General features: G+C 45.6%; 14 protein-coding genes, 1 tRNA gene and 1 pseudogene. 10 read left to right on the top strand and 6 right to left on the bottom strand.

Annotated elements, in window-relative coordinates; genetic code table 11:
- Window positions 1-213 precede the first annotated feature (213 nt).
- The 5 genes and pseudogenes from KE626_RS29210 (at window position 214) to KE626_RS29195 (ending at window position 6417) form a co-directional block, all read left to right on the top strand.
- Window positions 214-1248, top strand: coding sequence for a hypothetical protein (locus KE626_RS29210; protein WP_211976605.1), 1035 nt, complete (start codon window positions 214-216; stop codon window positions 1246-1248).
- Window positions 1249-1404: 156 nt separating this feature from the next.
- Window positions 1405-2964 carry an OmpP1/FadL family transporter gene (locus KE626_RS29205; RefSeq protein WP_211976604.1) on the top strand — a complete coding sequence of 520 codons (1560 nt, stop codon included), beginning with the start codon at window positions 1405-1407 and terminating at the stop codon, window positions 2962-2964.
- A gap of 632 nt (window positions 2965-3596) precedes the next feature.
- Window positions 3597-4751 (top strand): hypothetical protein, encoded by a 1155-nt coding sequence (locus KE626_RS29200; protein ID WP_211976603.1) that lies wholly within the window; start codon window positions 3597-3599, stop codon window positions 4749-4751.
- A gap of 85 nt (window positions 4752-4836) precedes the next feature.
- A pseudogene (locus tag KE626_RS35225) lies at window positions 4837-5367 on the top strand (hypothetical protein); the annotation flags it as partial.
- Window positions 5368-5484: 117 nt separating this feature from the next.
- The gene (locus KE626_RS29195; protein WP_211976602.1) at window positions 5485-6417 is read left to right on the top strand and encodes a carbon-nitrogen hydrolase family protein; all 933 of its coding nucleotides are present in this window, start codon (window positions 5485-5487) and stop codon (window positions 6415-6417) included.
- Between the two features lie 13 nt (window positions 6418-6430).
- Here KE626_RS29195 and KE626_RS29190 read toward each other — a convergent pair whose 3' ends face one another.
- From KE626_RS29190 to KE626_RS29165, 6 genes are all read right to left on the bottom strand, one after another.
- Window positions 6431-8797, bottom strand: a complete 2367-nt coding sequence (locus tag KE626_RS29190; RefSeq protein ID WP_211976601.1) for an ABC transporter permease — start codon at window positions 8795-8797, stop codon at window positions 6431-6433.
- A 176-nt stretch (window positions 8798-8973) separates the two neighbouring features.
- Window positions 8974-9876 carry a tRNA (adenosine(37)-N6)-dimethylallyltransferase MiaA gene (gene miaA / locus KE626_RS29185; protein WP_211976600.1) on the bottom strand — a complete coding sequence of 301 codons (903 nt, stop codon included), beginning with the start codon at window positions 9874-9876 and terminating at the stop codon, window positions 8974-8976.
- A 138-nt stretch (window positions 9877-10014) separates the two neighbouring features.
- Complete coding sequence (locus KE626_RS29180; RefSeq protein WP_211976599.1) at window positions 10015-10593, bottom strand: IS1096 element passenger TnpR family protein; 579 nt, start codon at window positions 10591-10593, stop codon at window positions 10015-10017.
- A 102-nt stretch (window positions 10594-10695) separates the two neighbouring features.
- Entirely contained in the window at window positions 10696-12132 is a 1437-nt protein-coding gene (locus KE626_RS29175) for a CCA tRNA nucleotidyltransferase (RefSeq protein WP_249207782.1), read from the bottom strand.
- Between the two features lie 69 nt (window positions 12133-12201).
- Window positions 12202-12768, bottom strand: coding sequence for an L-threonylcarbamoyladenylate synthase (locus KE626_RS29170; protein ID WP_211976598.1), 567 nt, complete (start codon window positions 12766-12768; stop codon window positions 12202-12204).
- Between the two features lie 9 nt (window positions 12769-12777).
- Window positions 12778-13920 carry a glycosyltransferase family 4 protein gene (locus KE626_RS29165; protein ID WP_211976597.1) on the bottom strand — a complete coding sequence of 381 codons (1143 nt, stop codon included), beginning with the start codon at window positions 13918-13920 and terminating at the stop codon, window positions 12778-12780.
- Window positions 13921-14060: 140 nt separating this feature from the next.
- On the opposite strand from KE626_RS29165, the gene KE626_RS29160 reads away from it, so the two are divergent.
- The 5 genes from KE626_RS29160 to KE626_RS29140 all read left to right on the top strand — a co-directional run bounded on the left by KE626_RS29160 (window position 14061) and on the right by KE626_RS29140 (window position 20642).
- Window positions 14061-14873 (top strand): 2,3,4,5-tetrahydropyridine-2,6-dicarboxylate N-succinyltransferase, encoded by an 813-nt coding sequence (locus KE626_RS29160; RefSeq protein WP_211976596.1) that lies wholly within the window; start codon window positions 14061-14063, stop codon window positions 14871-14873.
- Window positions 14874-15003: 130 nt separating this feature from the next.
- A tRNA-Leu gene (locus KE626_RS29155) sits at window positions 15004-15087 on the top strand.
- 187 nt (window positions 15088-15274) lie between these two features.
- The gene (locus KE626_RS29150; RefSeq protein ID WP_211976595.1) at window positions 15275-15859 is read left to right on the top strand and encodes an RNA polymerase sigma-70 factor; all 585 of its coding nucleotides are present in this window, start codon (window positions 15275-15277) and stop codon (window positions 15857-15859) included.
- Window positions 15859-16872, top strand: coding sequence for a FecR family protein (locus tag KE626_RS29145; RefSeq protein WP_211976594.1), 1014 nt, complete (start codon window positions 15859-15861; stop codon window positions 16870-16872). The genes KE626_RS29150 and KE626_RS29145 overlap by 1 nt, the downstream gene beginning before the upstream one ends.
- Before the next feature lie 203 nt (window positions 16873-17075).
- A complete protein-coding gene (locus tag KE626_RS29140) occupies window positions 17076-20642 on the top strand; it encodes a SusC/RagA family TonB-linked outer membrane protein (protein WP_211976593.1) in 3567 nt (1188 codons plus the stop codon).
- The last annotated feature ends 1 nt before the right edge of the window (window position 20643 follow it).

Genomic DNA, 20643 nt, shown 5'->3' with positions numbered 1-20643 from the left:
TCCGTTTCCCTGATTGCTCCGGGCCGGTTTGGCTTAGTTTTTGTCATTTTCATGTAAGAAGAAAATTCCACAAACATAGATGAAAAACATAACGTTGCAAACAGTTATCACAAAATAATATAAGCCAGGCTATGTTATTGTAACTTTCTTCCCGTTAAATCCGTTAAAAAGGAGTAAATTTACTATACGAATCACGCTTAAAACATATTTCAAATGAAGCCTATATTATACATTGGACTGGCCGCATCGCTCGCACTGGGAGCGTGTTCCAGTACCTATAAAACGGCTCAGACCCCGGATGATGTATATTACTCTCCGCGTCAACAGCAGCGTACCTATGCCTCTTCGAATGGTTCGAACGGTAATAGCAGACAGGATGAAAATGATGCCAATTATGTACAGGGCAACCAGGAAGATGGTGGCAACTACGTGACTTACCAGGATGAGGACCAGGGCGATTATCAGCGCAGACTGAACAGATTTGGCAGTGGTGGCAGCAACTATTCCGGTGATTATTGGGATGGTTACAATGCCGCTTCCAATATGTATATGATGAATAGTTACGGACTTGGATACGGTGGATTTGGTTGGGGTTACAGCCCATACAGCAGCTTCTATGGTCCTTCCCTGAGCCTTGGTCTCGGTTGGGGCATGGGTGGCTTCTATAGCCCGTGGAACAGCGGTTTCTATGGCGGATGGGGCTATCCTTATGTTGGCAGTTACTGGCCTTCCTACTACTATCCATACTATGGTGGTGGTTACTATGGCGGTGGATACTATGGCCACGGCGGTTTCTATGGCGGTGGTTACTATCGCACCCGTCCGTCCAACTCCTATGGCCCGGTAAGATCAAGCAATGACAGGGTTCCAAGAGCTAACTATACTAACAGTGGCGGCACCGGTGGCGGCGGATATAGCCGTCCAAACAGAAGTGGTGTTTTCCAACCTGTAAATGGCAATAACGGCGGTACAGTTAATCCGGGCGGATCCGGCGACAGACCACGCCGTGTATTCCAGCAGTCCAACTCTGAAAGACCGGTAACCAGACCCGTTTACCAGGACAACAGCGGCAATGGCGGCAACAATAATTATTCCCGTCCGCAGCGTGTAGAATACAGCAGACCTGCTCCTTCTCCTTCTCCGGCTCCAAGTTACACACCCAGCTCCGGCGGTGGTCGTGTAGGTGGAAGTAGTGGTGGCAGCGGCGGCGGTGGCGGTTATAGCCGTCCTTCCAGGGGAGGCCGTTAATAAAATATTCACAAGATAAGCGTAGCCTAAAAACCTACGCTTATTTTTTATCTTCACGCAAGGTTTTGCCCATATAACCGTTATACATATTGCAGCACACGTTAGCAGCACATTAGCTTAGCCTGCAAAGCAAATCTCATTTTAAGTATACAGATCATGATTAAAAGACTTTATCCTCTTTTAGGCGGCTTGTTTATATCTGTGACAGCCATGGCCCAGAGTTCCAACGACGCCCTACTCTATTCACCAATGCAACCTCATGGTACGGCGAGAACACAGGCCCTGGGTGGTACAGGTGTTGGTCTTGGAGGAGACTATTCATCCGCTCATCTTAACCCGGCAGGTATTGCGATTTTCAAAACCGGCGAATTCCATATTTCCGGCGGTGTGGCTATCACACAAAATATCTCTACCTACCTGGGTAACGGCTCACTCGACAACAAAGGAAACCGTTCCAATTTCCAGCTGCCATCGCTCGGCCTTGTAATGGCCACCAATAAAAACGATGGCAAAAGCACCTGGAACAATATTTCCTTTTCGTTGGGAATAGAGCGTCTTGCCAACTATAACAACGAAATCACGATTGCCGGGAACAATAAAAAGTCCTCTTTAAGCGACGTGTGGGTAGATGATATTTTTGACGGCTCGGACGCTACCCGCGCCCTTGGGACCGACCTCTCCGATGCTACCGGCCTGACGCAGGACTATCAGCCGCCTACCGGCAATAAGCAACCCATGAGCCTCGCTTCCCCTTCCAGACAGATCGGCGGATTGCTACCTGCCGGTATTCAACAAAGAGGTACCTTGAAAACAGAAGGGGGATTAAATGAATACACCTTCGCTATTGGTGGTAACTATGGCGACCGCCTGTACATCGGCGCCAGCATCAACCTGCCAAGTATCAACTATAAGGAAACGCTTAGCTGGTCGGAAGATGATGCCGATGAAGCCAACAAAACCAATAGTTTTGGCTACTTCGATTACTATAAAAACCTGAAGCGCACCGGTTTGGGTTTTGGTGGTAAAATCGGTATCCTGTACAAGGTATCTGATCACTTCCGGCTGGGAGGTACTTTTGTAACGCCTACCTGGTATTCAATCCACGACAGTTATACTTCTGAATTGTATTCCGATATCGAAGACGGAGCTGGCGAAGTACCGGCCAAATCTGTTGACGGAACGAATGGCTATGCAGTAGAATATGACTATGGTTACACAGCTCCCTTACGAGCAGCTGCAGGCGCTTCCTACTTCTTCGGCGATTTGTCGCAGCCTAAAACAACACAGGGATTTATTACAGCGGATTATGAATATGTAAACCAATCGTCCGGTAAATTCAGAATGAGTGACAACAAAGGCACAGAGAATAGTCTGAATAATAACATCGGCGCGATTTACAAATCTGCTTCCAATATTCGTGCAGGCGCTGAGGTTAGGTTCCAGGCGATGTATGCCGTAAGACTTGGTTTCGCCGCTTATGGTAATCCATACAGCAACGATGGCTACAATGCCGGCGTAGACGCTTCCCGCAAAGTATACAGTGGCGGTCTTGGTTTCCGAAACAAAGGTTTTTATGCAGATGCCACTTACAGCTATACGCAAGGCAAGGACAGATACCAGCCTTATACTGTATTTGATGCAGCCTATACGCCAAAAGCTGCTGCACTGGATTATACCCGGAGCAATATTATGCTGACGATCGGATTCAAATTCTAGACAACATTCAAGAGAAAACTATCTTGTCATAAATTTTAAAAGTCCCGGAATCATAAGGATTTCGGGGCTTTTTTGTACAAAAAAAATTTATAAATACGCTACACCTGCAGCGATATTTTTTTTACTATTTCACTTTTTATATAACTTCGCCCCTCTTTTGTTACACTATTTCACTGTGTTAGGAAACCTAATTTAATGTAACCCGCGTAAACCCATTTTCAATATAAAAAAGCTATATGAAAAAACCCTTCATGACCTTTGGAGTCGTACTATTGTCGGTAATACTAACCAGTATGGCCAAGCCTGGCAGTGACAAAAGTAACAGTAAAAATCCACCGCCCCCCCACAGCTAACAGCAGTAAAGTGCAAGCTAACACTGGCTTTCTTTAATTACAATGCACGGAGCTGTCCATTGTTGCCCACCAACTCAGGGAATCCCAAACTAGTAGATGGAGCATCGGCGTTGACAGGGAGTATTAACACAACTTACTTTTGTAAAATAACCGTTGAACCCAATACACCCATCAACAATTATTCGCCAGCTACCTATACTACTATTTGGAAAAAGAAAGGAGATTTTCTAATGATTAATGTACCCAAGGAAGTAAGCTCCAAGTTAACGGTTGATTTTTATGAAGATTGTAATTTATGCACAAGCAGTAGACAAGGCAGGGCAAATCTGCGCTACACAACCACGCTGCATAAAGGGCAGCCTGCTGAGGAGGCCTTTCTTCAGTATGTATCAACTGCCACCTGCCGGTAATTCTATTGTCAATCCCTTAACAAACTTTAAAATGAAAACACCTTATTTATATATTGTACTTTTATTGGCCCTGTTTGGGTGTAGCAAAAAGGAAGCAAAAAAAAGTGAGCAGCTGGATCAGATAGATGTCAAAAAAATCTCAGCATTTCAAAGCGTAGTGGGTAACGACATCATGGCTTTTTACTCCTTTATTGAAACGCCCGTCAACGGTACTTTTGGAATAAAACATTATCAGACTCTTGCACCCTCTACTCCTGCAAGAACAGTATCTAGCACTCTTCAATTTGGAGGCGCCTTTTATGATGCCAATAATAATATTATTCCGGGTGGAGATATTACGTTCGGTAAAATTCTGGCTCACCCCTATCAAAGTAATGGCTTTTTCTATAGTCTAAAGAACGCTGAGCCATCTGCGGCAGCTAATCCGAGAGATCACATTGGCGAATACACCTCTGTGCAAGGGACAATTCAGAATATCGCTGTTAACCCTGTATACAGCCCACCAACCAGAAGCGGAGCAGGCAATGCTAGAACGCCGGCAGTTAGTACAGGAACCTTGTATTTCCCTCTAAGACTGGATCTTGGAATTGGTAAAATGCAAACACAACAATACGGGAATGACTCTTATTTTACTATGGTCTGTTATGTTAAGGACCAGACTGGGAGCTATGATTTATACTGGAACGCAGATCCCCAAAATGACAAAGGAATTGTCATTGTACTTGAGTACGATGATGGATTGCAAGGAAATCTAGGTACCAGCACTTCCCCTTGGCCCCCAAAGGACAGAAAACGATACACTGCACTTCGGGTACCCGACAACGGCAAGTATACATTATCTTATCAAGATATTGTAAACGCTATGGGAGTTATGTTTGATAAGGCCACGTTAACAGTAACTATTGGCCGAGCTAATTATTCATTTGTAAACAGCCCTACCGGACTCGAAAAGTACGCAATATATACAGCAACAGCATCAGAAATGATGTTAGTAATCAACGCAATTTTTCCACCACGTCCTTAATACAAAGAACATCTTCTAAAAATCAGCAGACTACTTACTTTTAAAAGTAGCCTGCTGATATAATAAATAATCCAGTGTAAATGCCATGACTTTAACAAGCGACACCATCCTTGTTTCATACTGCGGTCATAAGACGTTTAAGCATATCCAGTCGTTTATTATATGTTGGTCGCTCTTTGCCGTCCTGATGTATGCTTCCTGGTATATGCACCCTTTGTTTTCCCTGTTTACTTTTATACCTTATATGGGAAGGCTGTTCAATGAAAAAAGGAATCGTTGTTACTACCTTGAGCTATACATCCTCAATGTTACATGGAATGTCGTGGTCACCTATTGGCTTTGTGAAGTCCGCCTTTACAAGGGCTTGGGCACCTTATTCATTAATGGGTTTCTTTTTCTACTACCTGTTATTTGCTGGCGGCTTTTTGTTAAGCTCCTAAGAATAAAACATGGGGGCCACCTCATTTTACTTGTATGCTGGATCCTATTTGAATATTTTCATCACGTATGGGACTTTTCCTGGACCTGGCTAACAGTCGGGAATGTATTTGGAAAAAATCCCCATTGGGTTTTATGGTATGCCTATTTAGGGGTGTTGGGTGGATCGGCGTGGATATTAATTTGTAACTATTCTATTTATCTCGCATTTATTAGGACCAATACATCAAAATATCTTCAAATATGTATACCAATAGCCATTTTGCCTCTGTTACTATCCGGAATTATCTCCTCGATGTCTAATACCGAAAACAATGCTCCTCAAAAAAGGATCACACTTGTAGGCACTGCCATAACCGGCGATAATCCCATCAGCGACATAAATAAGCTCAAAACAATAGACACCCTATTGAGACAACCATCTTCTAACAAATCTCTTATTACAATCCTTCCTGAGGATCTCGTTTCAAATAATACCTGGCTAAACAGATTTCCCACAACTGATGTGTACGCTTTTATAAAAAAAAGTCTAAAAGCCTGGAATACCAACAATATCATTACTGGAACTATCCTGAATGTCCCAGATACGAATGGCTTTCATGTAGAACAGACCATGGGCGTCAATACGACATATAGTAGATACAATGCGGCGTTAATGATCAATCAGTCCGACATTATTAACATAAAACTTAAAAAGTCGTACGTGCCGCTTGAGGAGTATGTCCCCTCATACTTGTCTTTTCTAAATACCGATTCATATAATTTTTCTATCGATCCAGGCAATAATGACGTGTTCCGGATTGAAGATCATAACTATTTCATTTGTATTTGCTATGAGGCGGTTAATAGTATTTTTATAGCCTCTCATTTAAATGATGACACCCGTGCTATGTTGATGTTGTCCAGTGAAAGCTTCTTTGGCGGCACAGAGACGGGCAGAACTCAATTCAAAAATATATGCAGGTTACGATGCATCGAAAATAATCTTCCATTGCTTAAATCATCCAATGACGGAATTCTCTTCAACGCCAATAAAAAGGGCGACATTTTGGCTATGAAAAGAGTAACAGCACCATGCACTCTGTATACTACCATGTCCCTTTCCACACCGTCTCTTTATTACCTGCTGGTGCCTTATATTTTGCCATTTCTCCTGCTAACTTTATTTCTGACGTGGGTATTCAACTATTTACTCAGGTTATCAGAGATCCTAATGGCTGCCCGATAATAATCACCATGGCTTACTCCATCTTTAAGCTTTTAACCGGGTTTTCCATAGCTGCCCTGATAGCCTGTACACTCACGGTCAGCAATGTTATTAACAACATCACCACACCCACCAGCAAAAATACGTCCACGCCTAAACGAATATGATAAGCGAAACTATGCAGCCAGTAGTCCATGCAATACCAGGCCAGCGGTAACCCGATCACGATGGCTACTGCTACTGCGCGGAAAAATTCACGGGAAAGCATCATCACCACATTGGTAACGGTAGCACCCAATACCTTGCGGATACTGATTTCCTTGCGCCTGGTATCTGCGGTAAAAGTGGCCAGCCCGAAAAGGCCCAGGCAGGAAATCAATACTGCCAGTGCGGTGAAATATTTTGAAAGTGCTGCTACCCTTTTCTCCGCCACGTATTGGGCCTGGTAATCATCGTCCAGGAATTTGCAATCGAAGGTAAAACCGGGATTGCAGGCATTGTAAAATGCTTCAAGACGGCTTAATACCGTTTTTGTTTGTCCGGCTTTTATTTTCACCATTACAGTACTGTTCTGCATATCCAGCCGCATAAACAGGGGCTTGATCGCCTCATGCAGCGACTGAAAATGGAAGTTCTTCACCACGCCTGCGATCTCCAGTTGTTCTCCGTTAAACTCAATTACTTTTCCAACGGGATCTTCGATACCCATGGCTTTGATGGCTGCTTCGTTGAAAATAATTTTTGTATTATCAGTACCAAAATCGCGGGAAAACGGGCGGCCTGCGGCCATTTCCATTCCCAGCGTTTCGATCATATCATAGTTGACCATAAAGGGGCGGCAGAGAATTGTTTCCACCCTGCCTCTCCCTTTCCAGGTGTAGCCCATACCGGGTGCGCCCAGCACGTTGCCTACCATGCCCGAAGCGTTTACCACACCGGGAATTCGTTTCAGGGCTGCCAGGAAAGCTGGCGTATTACCAGCCACCTTGCCTTCCACATCGAAGTAAACAATATTGTCTTTATCATATCCCGGGCTTTTGGATTGTACATAGGCGATCTGTCGGTATACTGTTATCACCGCCACCATAAATAAAACGGATAGGGTGAACTGGAAGATCACCAGGCCTTTGCGGGCCATGAGTTGCCCGGTAGCCGTCGGGATCTTTCCTTTGAGGACAGACAGCGGACTGAATCCGGAGAGGTATAATGCCGGGTAGCTGCCTGCCAGCAGCCCGGTTAGCAGGGTTATGGCCAACACAGCCAGTACCATAGTTGGATTGAATGAAAGCGCCAGGGTTTTACCGGTAAGCTGGTTGAAGTGAGGGAGGAATAATATCACCATGATCAAAGCCACCACCAGCGACAGGAAAGTGAGCAACATGGATTCGCCGAGATACTGCAACACCAGTGTGGCGCGGTTGGCGCCGATGGCTTTGCGGATACCCATTTCCTTCATCCGGCCGGAAGCTTTGGCGGTAGAGAGATTTACGAAGTTGATACCGGCGATAATAATGATGAAGAGCGCTATCAGCGAAAACAGTTGTACGTAGCTGATACGGCCTCCGGCAGCGACGCCGTTTTCATAATTACCATAGAGATAGTTATCGCTGTAGCGCTGCAGGAACAACTGCCGGGGCGCGGTGGCGCCTTTCGTGAGGGAGGTCATGAAGCTGCTCAGCTTTGCATTGAAGGCAGGAATATTGGCGCCGTCCTTCATCACAAGGTAGGTCAGGAAGGGGCCCTGTGGCTCCAGTGATGTGATTTTCATGATTTCCCGAAAATCATCGAACGGTAGTATGAAATCGAACTGTGTGGAAGAATTGGCGGGTATTTCACTAAAAACGCCGGTCACAATACTTGTCTTTTTATTGACATCGATCTGCCATATAATGCTTTTGCCTACTGCGTTGGCGGGTGAAAGAAACAGTTCCCGGGCCAGTTTGGCGGAAATAACGATCCCGTTTTTGTTGGCCAGTACCTGTTGATTGTTGCCCTGGAGTAAAGGATAAGTGAATACGCGGAGGTAATCCTTTCCGGCGAATATACCGGCAGCCTTACCATTTTTATTGCCTGCCAGCAATTGTACTTTGGGAAACCAGTTGGGTGGCGTACTGACCGCAGCATAGGCCACTTCCGGCATAGTGGCGGGCAGTGTAGCCGCCAACAGCGCCGGTGTTCCGGCAGATGTCTCTATTCCCTTTTCGTGTGTTGTATTTTCCATTACCTGGAACAGCTGGCGATCGTTCCGGTGAAAATGATCGAATGATTGTTCATCATGCACCCATAGGTAGATCAGCAGCGTACAGGCCAAGCCGGTAGAGAGGCCTGTCAGGTTCAGCATGGTAAAACGGGGATTTTTCAACAAATGGCGCCAGGCGACTTTCAGATAGTTTCGGATCATAAGCGGAAGTCTGTAAAAGAGATATGTAGCAGCTAACAAAATGCCATGATATCATCTCCCTAAAAATAAAATATTTATACATGACGTATAAATAATAATTGTTCGGTTTTAGCACAAAGAATGTCCGTAATTATATTTTCCGGGAGAAGGGAAAGCAAGGAGGTGCGATGGTTGGCTCAGGACAGTTGTTGCTTTACATGGGCAATAATTTCATCTGTTTGCCGGCCGTCGAACCATTGAAAGGCGGGGTCTTTCCGGAACCAGGTGAGTTGCCGTTTTGCGTACTGGCGGGTATGTGTTTTGATATCATCGATGGCCTGGTCGAGGGAGATGTATCCGTCGAGGAAGCTAAAGATTTCCTGGTAGCCGACAGTGCGTAATGCGTTGTGTTCGCGGTAAGGGAGTACCGATCTTACTTCTTCCACGAGGCCGGCGTGGATCATGTGATCAACGCGGTGATGGATGTGCTGATGCAGGATTTCTTTGGGAGGGGTGATACCTATTTTAATGATCCTGAAATCGCGTGGGGAGCGGGTAGCGCTGCGGAAGGTGGTAATGGATTTGCCGGTGGCGTTTAACACTTCCAGTGCGCGGATCAGTCGTTGGGGGTTCTGGGTTTCGGCGGTAGCATAGAATCCCGGGTCGCGTTCCTGCAGTTGTTGTTGCAGCCAGGAAATGCCATTGCGTGCAAATTGTTCGTTGAGGTGGGTGCGGATGCCGGGTGCGATGGGAGGCATATCGTCGATGCCTTCGGCGAAGGCCCTGATATAAAGACCGGTGCCGCCGCACATCACGGCGACCTCATTTTTTTCGAATATCTCAGCGGCGTATTGCAGGGCGAGTTTTTCGTAAATGCCTGCATTGACCTCTTCCTTTATGCTGTGTGAATCGATAAAGTAGTGCGGAACTGCCGCCAGTTCTTCCGTGGATGGCTTTGCCGTACCGATGCTGATTTCCCGGTAGCATTGCCTGGAATCCGCAGAGATCACAGCTGTTTGGAAGCTTTGCGCCATTTGTACAGACAAAGCGGTTTTGCCGGAGGCTGTTGGTCCTGCGATAATGATGACAGTCTTTTGCATACGTGTGTGATGGAATTAGGAATTACGAATGACCAATTACGAATTACGGATTTGCGGCTAGATAATAGCGAATGACCTTTCGCTTAACCATCTATCTGCAAATCCGTAATTCGTAATTTGAAATTCGTAATTATTGTTTTAAAAGCTGTTGTCTTCTTCACTGCCGAATTCTTCTGCACCATCGCTGCCCATAGCGTCGCTTTCTTCTCCTTCCTCTCCGAATCCGTCGGCATCCATACCTTCTTTGTTGAGGTCGTATTTTTCCTCCATTTCCACCAGTTTATCACCAACGAGGCCTTTTGTGCCATATTGACTGGGTGCCAGGCCTTCTTTGCGAACGCAGGCAGGATATACTATTTTACTGTTTTCATCTTTGGAAACGCCGATCAGTTCTACGAGGAAAGACCAGTTTTTGGCAAAGTCGTACAGGTAAATGAATTTCTGATTAGGGTCTTTTACAGCAGCTGCGATCATGGTGTCGGCCATGAGCAGGGGTTCTGCTTTACGGGGCTGATTATCTGCTTCCAGGATAATTTCGCGGCCACGTTGCCAGTTATCGTTGCTACGGAAAAAGGTAGCTTTATGTTTTGAATCAAATTCGAATGCCAGCAAAATTGCTTGGTGAAATAATAAGAACGTCTGATTCGGCTTAATGGCAATGTCCCTGTAGACACTTTCATCTTCTTCCCAGTAAACTCTGAATTTCAAAACCGGCATGACAAAAAGGTTATAAGTTATATAATGTTTTAAACGGCCGCTGTTAACGGTAGCTCCAAAATGCTAGTGAATATCTATTATGGCACTGTAAAATTACCAATTTTATTTAACCGGGGTAAGATTCAATGCGCCGGCTTTTTCCAATAAAAAAGCGTATGCTGCTTCATAGGTATTGGGGATTTCGCCGTCGAGGATAGCTTCCCTGATGGCGCTTTTCAGTTCACCAACAATCCTGCCGGGTTTCAGACCAAATGTGTCCATGATCATTTCGCCGGTGACAGGTGGTTGCCAGTTGCGGATCCGGTCGCTCTCCTCTACTTCTTTCAGTCGTTTGCGGACCAGTTCAAAATTTTCCAGGTATCTTTTTACCTTGGCTTTATTTTTCGAGGTGATATCCGCTTCGCAGAGCATCATAAGGCCTTCGATATCATCTCCGGCATCGAATAATAATCTGCGGATAGCCGAGTCTGTTATATTCTCTTTGGTGAGGCTGATGGGTCGCAGGTGTAATTCTACTAATTTTTTTACCAATTTCATTTTATCACTCAGCGGTAATTTCATCCGGGTAAAAATACGTTGTACCATTTTACCTCCTACCGCATCGTGTCCATGAAAAGTCCAGCCATGACCTGGTTCAAATTTTTTTGTTGCGGGTTTACCGATATCATGCAACAGTGCAGCCCAGCGGAGCCATAGGTCGCGGGTATTTTCCGCAATATTATCTACTACCTGCAAGGTATGATAAAAATTATCTTTATGCCCCTTTCCTTCATACATCTCTACCCCCACCATATCGATCATTTGGGGGAAAATGATTTTCAGCAGGCCTGCTTTATAGAGCAGGTCGAGGCCTACAGAAGGTTTTGGGGAGAGCATAATTTTATTAAACTCGTCGGTGATCCTTTCCTGGGAGATGATGCGGATGCGTTCTGCGTTTTCCCGGATGGCGGTAAAAGCGGTTGCTTCGATGGTAAATTGCAGTTGTGATGCAAACCGGATGGCGCGCATCATACGCAGGGGATCATCGCTGAAAGTTTGTGCCGGCTCCAGCGGGGTACGGATTATTTTCCGGTCAAGGTCGCCGATGCCATCGAATGGGTCGAGCAGGGAACCATAGTCCATATCTTTCAGGCTGATAGCCATTGCATTAATGGTAAAATCGCGGCGGTTCTGGTCGTCCTGCAGGGAACCTGCGGATACTTCGGGGTTGCGTGATTCCTGCCGGTAGCTTTCTTTGCGGGCGCCAACGAATTCAATTTCGAGTTCGTTCCATTTTACCTGGGCGGTGCCATAGGTTTTAAAGAAGCTAACGGGAATGTTGTTGCCTAAGCTTTCTGCGACCTTATGTGCGAGGGCAATACCATCGCCTACACACACAATGTCCATATCTTTTGTTTTCCGTCCCAACAGTTTATCCCGCACAAAGCCACCGATCAGATAGGCGGGCACCCCCAGTTCATGGGCGGCCAATGCTATCTTTTCCAGCACTTTTCTTTCCTGCAGGGAGCAGGGTATGTCCAACGGCTTACTGCTGATCATATAAAAATATTCCTGTTAAATTTATTCCTTTCGCTGAAACCAGGGCGCAAATGTAATAAATAAACGTTTTTAATCCCGGATTATCGCTATTGAACCGTCTTTGTTTATCCTGATGATCCTGGAGGCGAGGTGGTTTGCGGCTTCATCCTGCCGGTATTTTACTGTATAGTCCACTCCGTTACGGATGGCTGCAGACACTTCGCTGAAGCGGGACGGAGAGGGTTCTCCGCTGATGTTGGCAGAAGTGGATACCAGGGGTTTGCGGAGTCGCTTTATCAGGTGGCGGCAGAAGGGGTCTTTCACGATGCGGATGGCAATGCTGCCGTCTTCGTTGATCACATTGGGGGCCAGGGCCAGGGCTCCTTCATAGATCACGGTAGTAGGGCGGGTAAAACCAGCGATCATATCGGCGATATCGGGTCTTGGATTGGCGATATGATGCAACAGGTCTTTTACATCTGCCAATAATATTACCAGGCTTTTGCTTTCACTGCGTTTTTTGAGTTCATATACTTTCTGCACTGCCGCTTCACTGGTAGCATCGCAGCCGATGCCCCAGATGGTATCTGTAGGATAAAGGATTAGTCCGCCGTTACGCAGTACGGGCATGGCCGCACTGATATCATCTTCAAACATGTTGATCCGTTATTTTTGATTATTGAGTTGCTGATATACTTTCATCATGGCAGCCGCGCATTTTTCCGGTGTAAATTGTTGTGCGTGTTGCCATCCTTTTTCCTGCATCTGTTTTACCAGTGATGGATTGTATACCACCTGTTTCATCGCATTGGCAATGGCGCCCGGGTCCATAGGGTCCACATAGAGGGCGGCATCTCCGGCAGTTTCTGCAAAACAGGAACCATGGGAAGTGATCACCGGTGTGCGGCTCCAGAGGGCCTCCAGGATGGGAATACCAAAGCCTTCAAAAATGGAGGGATACACCAACGCCATGGCGCCCTGGTATAACAGTGGCAGTTCGCTGTTTTCGAGACGTACATGGTCATTCAGGAAAACTACCTGTTGTGTAAGGCCGTTGGTTTCCAGGTATGCCTGTACTTTTTTCTTGTACCCGCTCCCATTGCCCAATACTACCAGTGGCAGGTCTAAAGTACCTTTTAGTGTATTCATGGCCGTTACAATGCCCATCAGGTTTTTTCTTTCGATGAGGGAACCCACATACAGAAAATACTGGGAAGGCAGTTGGTATTTTGCGCCCATGGCGGCGATATCTTCATCCGGATACCTGATACCGAAGGCAGGGTCACAGCTTTGGTAAACTACTTCTATTTTGTGGGCCGGTGTATGATAATAAGTAACCAGGTCTTGCTTTGTCTGCTCGCTGATGGCCACTACCTTATCTGCGTGCAGGCAGGCGTAGCGGGCTTTACGGCGGTAAGTAAGCACATCAACCGGGTTGTACTGCTCCGGGTATCTTTCGAAGATAAGGTCGTGCATGGTCACTACGGAGCGGATACCGCTCTTATGAATACCAAAGGGCAATTCATGACTAAGGCCATGGTAAAGACCGATATGATAACGGAGCAGATCCTTTACCACAAAGCGGCTGCGCCAGGCGGATTTAAACCAGCGGTACAGCGGCTGTTGGGGCAGTACCACGTGCAATTCCGGTTGGGTACTGAGGTTGTACATGGTAGTTTGCTTAGGGGCAAACAGGTAGTACTCTTCCTCCGGAAAATCCTTTACCAGAGAAGAGATGAGCGTACGGCTATAGTTACCTAAACCTGTATTGTTCTGAAACGCGCGCTTGGCGTCGAATCCTATTTTCATAATGCACCTGCTTCAGACGAAAAGGCAAAATTACGAATTACGAATGGCGAAATACGTATATCTGATAAGATTTCCGGAATTCGGCGGTTGGTTATTCGAAATTATCCTTTCCAGGTATTATGTTTGCAAAAAAAACGACAATGGATTTACAACAACAAATACTGGCTGCCTGGGCTGATCGCGGCCTCTTACAGGAGACACAGTACACAGATGCAGTAAAAGCGGTTATAGAAGCAGTAGATAAAGGACATCTGAGAGTTGCGGAGCCAACAGCCAACGGCTGGCAGGTGAATGAGTGGGTAAAACAGGCCATCTTACTGTATTTCTCCATACAACCAATGGAAACAATGGAAGTACCTCCATTTGAGTTCTATGATAAAATGAGATTGAAGTCGAACTATAAAGACCTGGGAGTAAGAGTAGTGCCGCATGCGGTAGCCCGCTATGGCGCTTATATTGCCAAAGGTTGTATCCTGATGCCATCGTATGTAAACATTGGCGCCTATGTAGATGAAGGCACCATGGTAGATACCTGGGCTACCGTAGGCTCCTGCGCACAGATCGGTAAACATGTACACCTGAGTGGCGGCGTGGGTATTGGCGGCGTACTGGAACCCCTGCAGGCCAGCCCGGTGATCATTGAAGATGGTTGCTTTGTAGGTTCCCGCTGCATTGTAGTGGAAGGCGTTGTAGTTGAAAAAGAAGCGGTACTTGGCGCCAACGTGGTGCTGACACAGTCTACCAAAATCATTGATGTAAGTGGCAGCGAACCGATAGAATACAAGGGTCGCGTACCGGCGCGCAGCGTGGTTATTCCGGGTACATACACCAAGAAATTCCCTGCGGGCGAATACCAGGTATCCTGTGCGTTGATTATTGGTCAGCGTAAAGCATCCACCGATCTGAAAACAAGCTTAAATGATACGCTGCGTGAGTTTAATATAGCGGTATAATAAAGTTTTTTGTAAAAGATCGCGCAGGGCCGTTGTTGCTTTGCGCGATTTTTTTTTGCGTGCTGAAAAAAAATTTGGTGGATTTAAAAAAACGCTTACTTTTGCAATCCCTTAACGGGGAGAATGCGATGCCCAGATGGCGAAATTGGTAGACGCACTGTGTTCAGGTCGCAGCGTTCGCAAGGATGTGCTGGTTCGAATCCAGTTCTGGGCACGAAAAGGACAAACTCAGGTTTGTCCTTTTTTGTTTTTATTTCCTCCTGTAATTCATTTCGCGTTCCACGCCCCTCTTACCATAATTTGAATTCGTAGCTGTCATATGCTTATATCATTTATATTTACTAATGAAAAGATTACTACAAACGCAGTAATTCCAACGCCATTTTAGTGTTAGCGATAATATGAGCAATACAAGTCTTAGTCAAATCCGGCTGGAATATTTATTTAATAAGTATTACGAAGTACTCTGTCAGTTTGCTTATAGTATTGTCAAAAACAATGACGCAGCAAAGGATATCGTGCAGGATTTTTTTGTGAAATACTGGGAGAAATATTTACACCAGGGGCAGCCTGATAATTTTGAGGCCTATGCCTATGTTTCCATTAAAAACAGGTGTCTTAACTATCTTGAAAGTGAGCAGGTAAGGCTACGGCATCAGCCCGGAATTGAAAGGATGTTTTATAGCGGGGATGATCTGCAACCCGGAAACGTGGAAAATGAAAATTACAGTATAAAACTTTTAAAAGCCATCAACCAATTACCGGAACAGCGGCGCAGGATTTTTACCATGAGCGCTATAGATGGTTTAAAGTACCTGGAGATAGCCGCACAAATGAATATTTCCATTAATACGGTAAAAACACAAATCAGAAAGGCCTACCTGTTCCTGAGACAGCATTGTGAAATTACCTCCATCCTTGTTTTAGCAAGCTTCTATCTGGGGAGTCACCCTTTTTTCCTTTTCAACTGTCATAATACAATATAATGGGTAAGCATAGAAAAAACACGGAGATCGATTGGGAAAAGATCCATTATTTGCTTAATGAGCAAAGCGGATCACCTGTATCTGCCGGAGAAATGAGCAACGAAGAATTGGAGCTTTTAAAAGAAATAATGGCTATCCGTTCACAGGCAGGTGAGCTGAAGGGTTGGGAAGGGGTAAATACAGCTGAAGATCTTAAGCAACTTAAAGCTCGTCTATCACTGCCGGCGACAGCTGCTCCTGCAGTTCCTATGTGGCGTAAAGCCATTCGCTATGCTGCTGCTATTTTTATACCGCTTGCCATCACTGCTTCGGCATGGTTGTTTTTTAAACAAAAAAGTCTTCCGGCTAACGACGCACCTGATTATATCACGCAAGACACACCGGCGAACAATACACAACCCGTTGTATTACCCGACGGCAGTAAAGTATGGATGAATGCGGGTTCCCGTTTACATTATTTACCGGCTTTTACCGGCAGCCAAAGAATAGTAGAAATGAACGGGGAAGCCTATTTTGAAATTGCGGCCAATACACAGCAACCATTCATTGTTAAAGTGAATAGCCAGGTAGTGCAGGTACTGGGAACTTCATTTAATATAAATGCTTATGGCAGACAGATCATCACCACCCTGACACAGGGTAAAATCGCTGTTGGAATCGCCCATCAATCTGCCACTATGCAATACCTGCTGCCCGGGCAGCAGGCGGTGTATGATACCCTCACCGGCGTGGTGCACGTAAGCACCGGCAGCGCGGAAAATGCCCTGGCCTGGAAATCAGGTCAGATTTCATTTACAGACATTGCATTTGATGATTTAATGAAGCAACTAGGGCTGCGTTATGGTTACAGGATTATATTTACGAACAGGCAATTCAACCAATTTCACTATAATGTTCCATTGATGCCAAAGCCCGAAAGTATTTCCCCGTTGCTGGAATTGATAAAAGCAACCACTGCTACTAAGATTAATTTCAATGTGGATACCTTACACCATACCATTGAAATAAAATAATAATTATTTATCTTTCAGGGTCGGGAGGAGATTTTGTTCAGAGCAGTGCAATGACAGCCAGCAGGTGAGCGCGTTCTTTTGTTATCCATCATTATCGCATAAATTTGATGCACCCATCCAATTGTTTTTTGAAGGGCTGGTTACATCTGTCCCTGCCAACATACCTGAAATGTTCATTTTGTTTTCTCATCTGTTTATTTGCATTGACTGCCAATGCCCAATCCCCGCGCATTTCAATTCATGTAAAGCATAAACATGTCATCAACATTTTAGCGCTGATCACTGAAAAAACCGGCGCTACTTTTTTTTACAACACAGAGGAAATTAAAAAGCTTCCCGCCGTAAGTCTGCAAGTGGACAATGAAACTGTTGACAACATACTGCAACTCCTGTTAAAAGACCGGGGACTGAGCATTGTTCATACAAATGGTATTATCGCTATTGTACCAACCAATAATAAAGATAATGCGCTAACGGCAGGCGAGATTACCGGCCGGATATCAGACGTAAATGGAACACCTTTGCCACAAGCCACTGTCATTGAAAAGGGAAGCAACAACTGCACAAGCACTGATACTACCGGTATATTCCATCTTAGCGTGCCGTTGCACGCAACATTACAGGTATACTATATGGGCATGCAAACGAAGCAGGTATCCGTTAACGGCGCTGCGTTCCTGTCAATCTCCCTGCAGCCTGCGCTCACTTCGATTAACGAGGTAGTGGTAAACGGGTATTCAAAAGTTAAACAAAAATATTCCGCCGCATCAGTAACCAACATATTGGCCAGCAGCCTGGATCGCAATGATCAGCTCTCGGTAGACAACATGTTGCAAAGCAAAGTACCTGGGTTGTCTATCAATATAAACAGTACCAATCCGGGAGCAGCGCCTAAAATAAGGCTACGTGGAACAGCCACGCTATTGGGGAACCGGGAACCGTTGTGGGTGATTGATGGCATCATCAGCAATCCCCCGGTGAAGCTGGATGCTGCAAATGTAAATTCACTGGACGACGTGAACCTGATGACCAGTCCGGTCATAGGCCTGAATCCAAAAGACATCAAACAAATAGACATCCTGAAGGATGCAGCGGCAACGGCATTATACGGCGTAAACAGCGGTAACGGTGTAATCCTGGTTACTACCCGTAACGGGACGTTGCATAAGGCACCGGAGGTTACCTTTTCGCAAATGACCAATATTATCTTCCGGCCAGGCTATCGTCAATTGAACCGCATGAATGCTTCCCAGAAGATGGCATTATCAAAAGAAATCATAGATGAAAAATTACCTTTTTCAAATGGTATTCTTCCCCCGGGATTTGAGCGGGATTATACCCGTTTTCTTAACGGGACTATGAGTAAAGAAAAACTAACGGAACTGCAGGCTGGGTATGGATCCATGAATACAGACTGGTTTGATATCCTGTTCAATAACGGCGTTACGCAAAACTATCATTTATCCGTAAACGGAGGAGGGCGCAAAACTGCGTATTATTTATCTATGGGCTATGCCAGTCAGAAAGGGCCGGCCATCTTCACAGAAGCCAGGCAATATTCCGGGATGCTCGGCCTCACCTATCATCCTATCCCGGGATTGCAGGCAGGGATCAAGTTATCCGGCGCCCGGCAAGCCGGTACCTATCCTTATCAGATCAATCCTTACCAATATGCTTACAATACCTCCAGGAGTTTGCCCTATACCGAGGGGCAACAGCGGATGTATTACAGTGCCTCACCCTTTGCCCCTAACTGGTCGCTGCCCAATTACGTAATGGATACGTCCCAGCTGGCACTATCCAACATTGTTTCAGAAATGGAGAACAGCCATACCCAAACATGGGTGAACACCTACAAAGCAGTTGTTCATGCAGACTGGACATTTCTTCGCTCCTTTAAACTTCACGGGCTATACGGGCTGGGAACGTCAGGATCACAAAACAGCAGTTATGCCGGCGGGCAAACCAGCTATATTGCCGCCAAATACCGGCTGGGGCTGGCCCCGGGCATGTCGTACAGCGATGCTGCAAAACGAAATATCATTCTGCCTGCCGGAGGCGAATACCAGGAAACAGCAACCCGGCAACATGACTATACCATCCGTCATTCCCTGGAATATAACTTCAAAGCGCCTTTTCACTATATACAGTTGCTGGCCGGAAATGAATTAAGACAATCAAAATACGATATCAACAAACTTTTTATACTTGGATATTACCCGGATAGCGGAAAGGTGGCGCATCCGCCTGATGCGGATCAATATCCCATGTATAAAACCTTTTTCCCTTATTCCGGTATCCGTCCTGCGGAAGAAATAATAAACAGATACCGGCAAACCAGCTGGTATGGTATGCTGGTATACTCCTATAAGGACAGGTATACTTTTAATTTTAACGTTCGTCAGGATGGCGCCAATTATTTTGCTCAATATGGCAACAAAACCTGGCAGCGAACCTGGGCGGCCGCTGTAAAATGGAGTATCCTGGACGAGCCGCTGATAAGGAAAAGTATGCATGCAGACAACCTGCTGGCGCTCCGCATGTCTTACGGATATAATATCGGGTTCCCGGAAATAAAATCGCCTAATTTGTCTATTTCCAATTCATCGCGGAACGCGATATCCGGAGACGATCAGGCCACTGTAACCGCTTTCTCTAATCCCGGATTACGTTGGGAAAAAACATATGTGTTTAATGCAGGCATTGACTTTTCTTTTTTTAACAACCGGTTATATGGAACGGTGGAAGTATATCATAAACAAAGCAGGGACCTGCTGGCCAATATAGACCTGGCCGAAGAAAACGGTATTAATTCCGGCATGTATAACAGCGCGGGTATGGTCAACCATGGTATAGAGGCTGGTATTCAATGGCAGATCATTCAGCAGCACAACTGGCGATGGAATGTGGGCACCAATCTTTCCTTTAACAAAACCCGTATCTTACAAACCAATTTCACGGACCCTGGCATTATAGGCAATCAGCAACAGTATCTGAACGGAAACATTATCAAATCGGGAAGTGATCCTAATATGATGTATGCCTATAAATTTACAGGACTCAACAAAGACGGGTATCCTACTTTCCGGGGAATTTATGACAAAGACTACACCGTTCAGCCTACAGTGGCCGAATATTACGCCAATGTTTTTGTTCCCGTGGGAAGTCGTCTTCCTTTAATAGATGGCAGTTTTTCCACCAATCTCAGGTATCGCAACTGGGTTCTTACAGCTATCTTCCGGGTAAAACTGGGCTATAAACAGCGGCTGATCAGCCTTTACGGAAGCGGAGGATTTATACCCAACCCGGCTGAAAATACCTCCACCGCTATTGAGAAACGCTGGAAGCAACCCGGCGATGAAAAAACAACCGACATACCTCGTATGGGCAACCAATCCGGCGTTTACCTGGTTGATCCCATTACAATGTCTCCCGTACAATATTATCGCTTTGACGCTGCCACTATGCAATACCTTAATGGAACACTTCCGCTTTACCTGATGTCAACCCTTCCATCAGAGATGTATAACAATAGCGATATCCGGACTGTTAATGGCAGCCATGTAAGTCTTTCCACACTCTCCCTGCAACACACTATCCGTTCACGTAAAACCGGCAAACAGTTGTTTAAAGATATCTCCTGCTACACACAGGTACATGATGTATTGTTACTGGCGAGTAAAAAGCTGAATGGCCAGGATCCGGAACTGCCTGCCGGAACAATGCCCAGGCGGCCTTCTCTGACATTTGGCATGGACGTAAATTTTTAAC

This window comes from Chitinophaga hostae (genome assembly GCF_018224885.1).
GTDB classification, from domain to species: Bacteria; Bacteroidota; Bacteroidia; order Chitinophagales; family Chitinophagaceae; genus Chitinophaga; species Chitinophaga hostae.
The sequence above is the reverse complement of the archived record's forward strand: the minus strand, read 5'-3'. Positions and strand labels throughout refer to the sequence as shown.

Bases quoted from the DNA above. Each gene is read 5' to 3' on its own strand.
- KE626_RS29170 (WP_211976598.1), bottom strand. From the start codon at position 12,768: ATGTTTGAAGATGATATCAGTGCGGCCATGCCCGTACTGCGTAACGGC.
- KE626_RS29195 (WP_211976602.1), top strand. From the start codon at position 5,485: ATGTCTAATACCGAAAACAATGCTCCTCAAAAAAGGATCACACTTGTA.
- KE626_RS29160 (WP_211976596.1), top strand. From the start codon at position 14,061: ATGGATTTACAACAACAAATACTGGCTGCCTGGGCTGATCGCGGCCTC.
- KE626_RS29210 (WP_211976605.1), top strand. From the start codon at position 214: ATGAAGCCTATATTATACATTGGACTGGCCGCATCGCTCGCACTGGGA.
- KE626_RS29190 (WP_211976601.1), bottom strand. From the start codon at position 8,797: ATGATCCGAAACTATCTGAAAGTCGCCTGGCGCCATTTGTTGAAAAAT.
- KE626_RS29175 (WP_249207782.1), bottom strand. From the start codon at position 12,132: ATGATCAGCAGTAAGCCGTTGGACATACCCTGCTCCCTGCAGGAAAGA.
- KE626_RS29200 (WP_211976603.1), top strand. From the start codon at position 3,597: ATGAAGATTGTAATTTATGCACAAGCAGTAGACAAGGCAGGGCAAATC.
- KE626_RS29145 (WP_211976594.1), top strand. From the start codon at position 15,859: ATGGGTAAGCATAGAAAAAACACGGAGATCGATTGGGAAAAGATCCAT.
- KE626_RS29180 (WP_211976599.1), bottom strand. From the start codon at position 10,593: ATGCCGGTTTTGAAATTCAGAGTTTACTGGGAAGAAGATGAAAGTGTC.
- KE626_RS29150 (WP_211976595.1), top strand. From the start codon at position 15,275: ATGAGCAATACAAGTCTTAGTCAAATCCGGCTGGAATATTTATTTAAT.
- KE626_RS29165 (WP_211976597.1), bottom strand. From the start codon at position 13,920: ATGAAAATAGGATTCGACGCCAAGCGCGCGTTTCAGAACAATACAGGT.
- miaA (WP_211976600.1), bottom strand. From the start codon at position 9,876: ATGCAAAAGACTGTCATCATTATCGCAGGACCAACAGCCTCCGGCAAA.
- KE626_RS29205 (WP_211976604.1), top strand. From the start codon at position 1,405: ATGATTAAAAGACTTTATCCTCTTTTAGGCGGCTTGTTTATATCTGTG.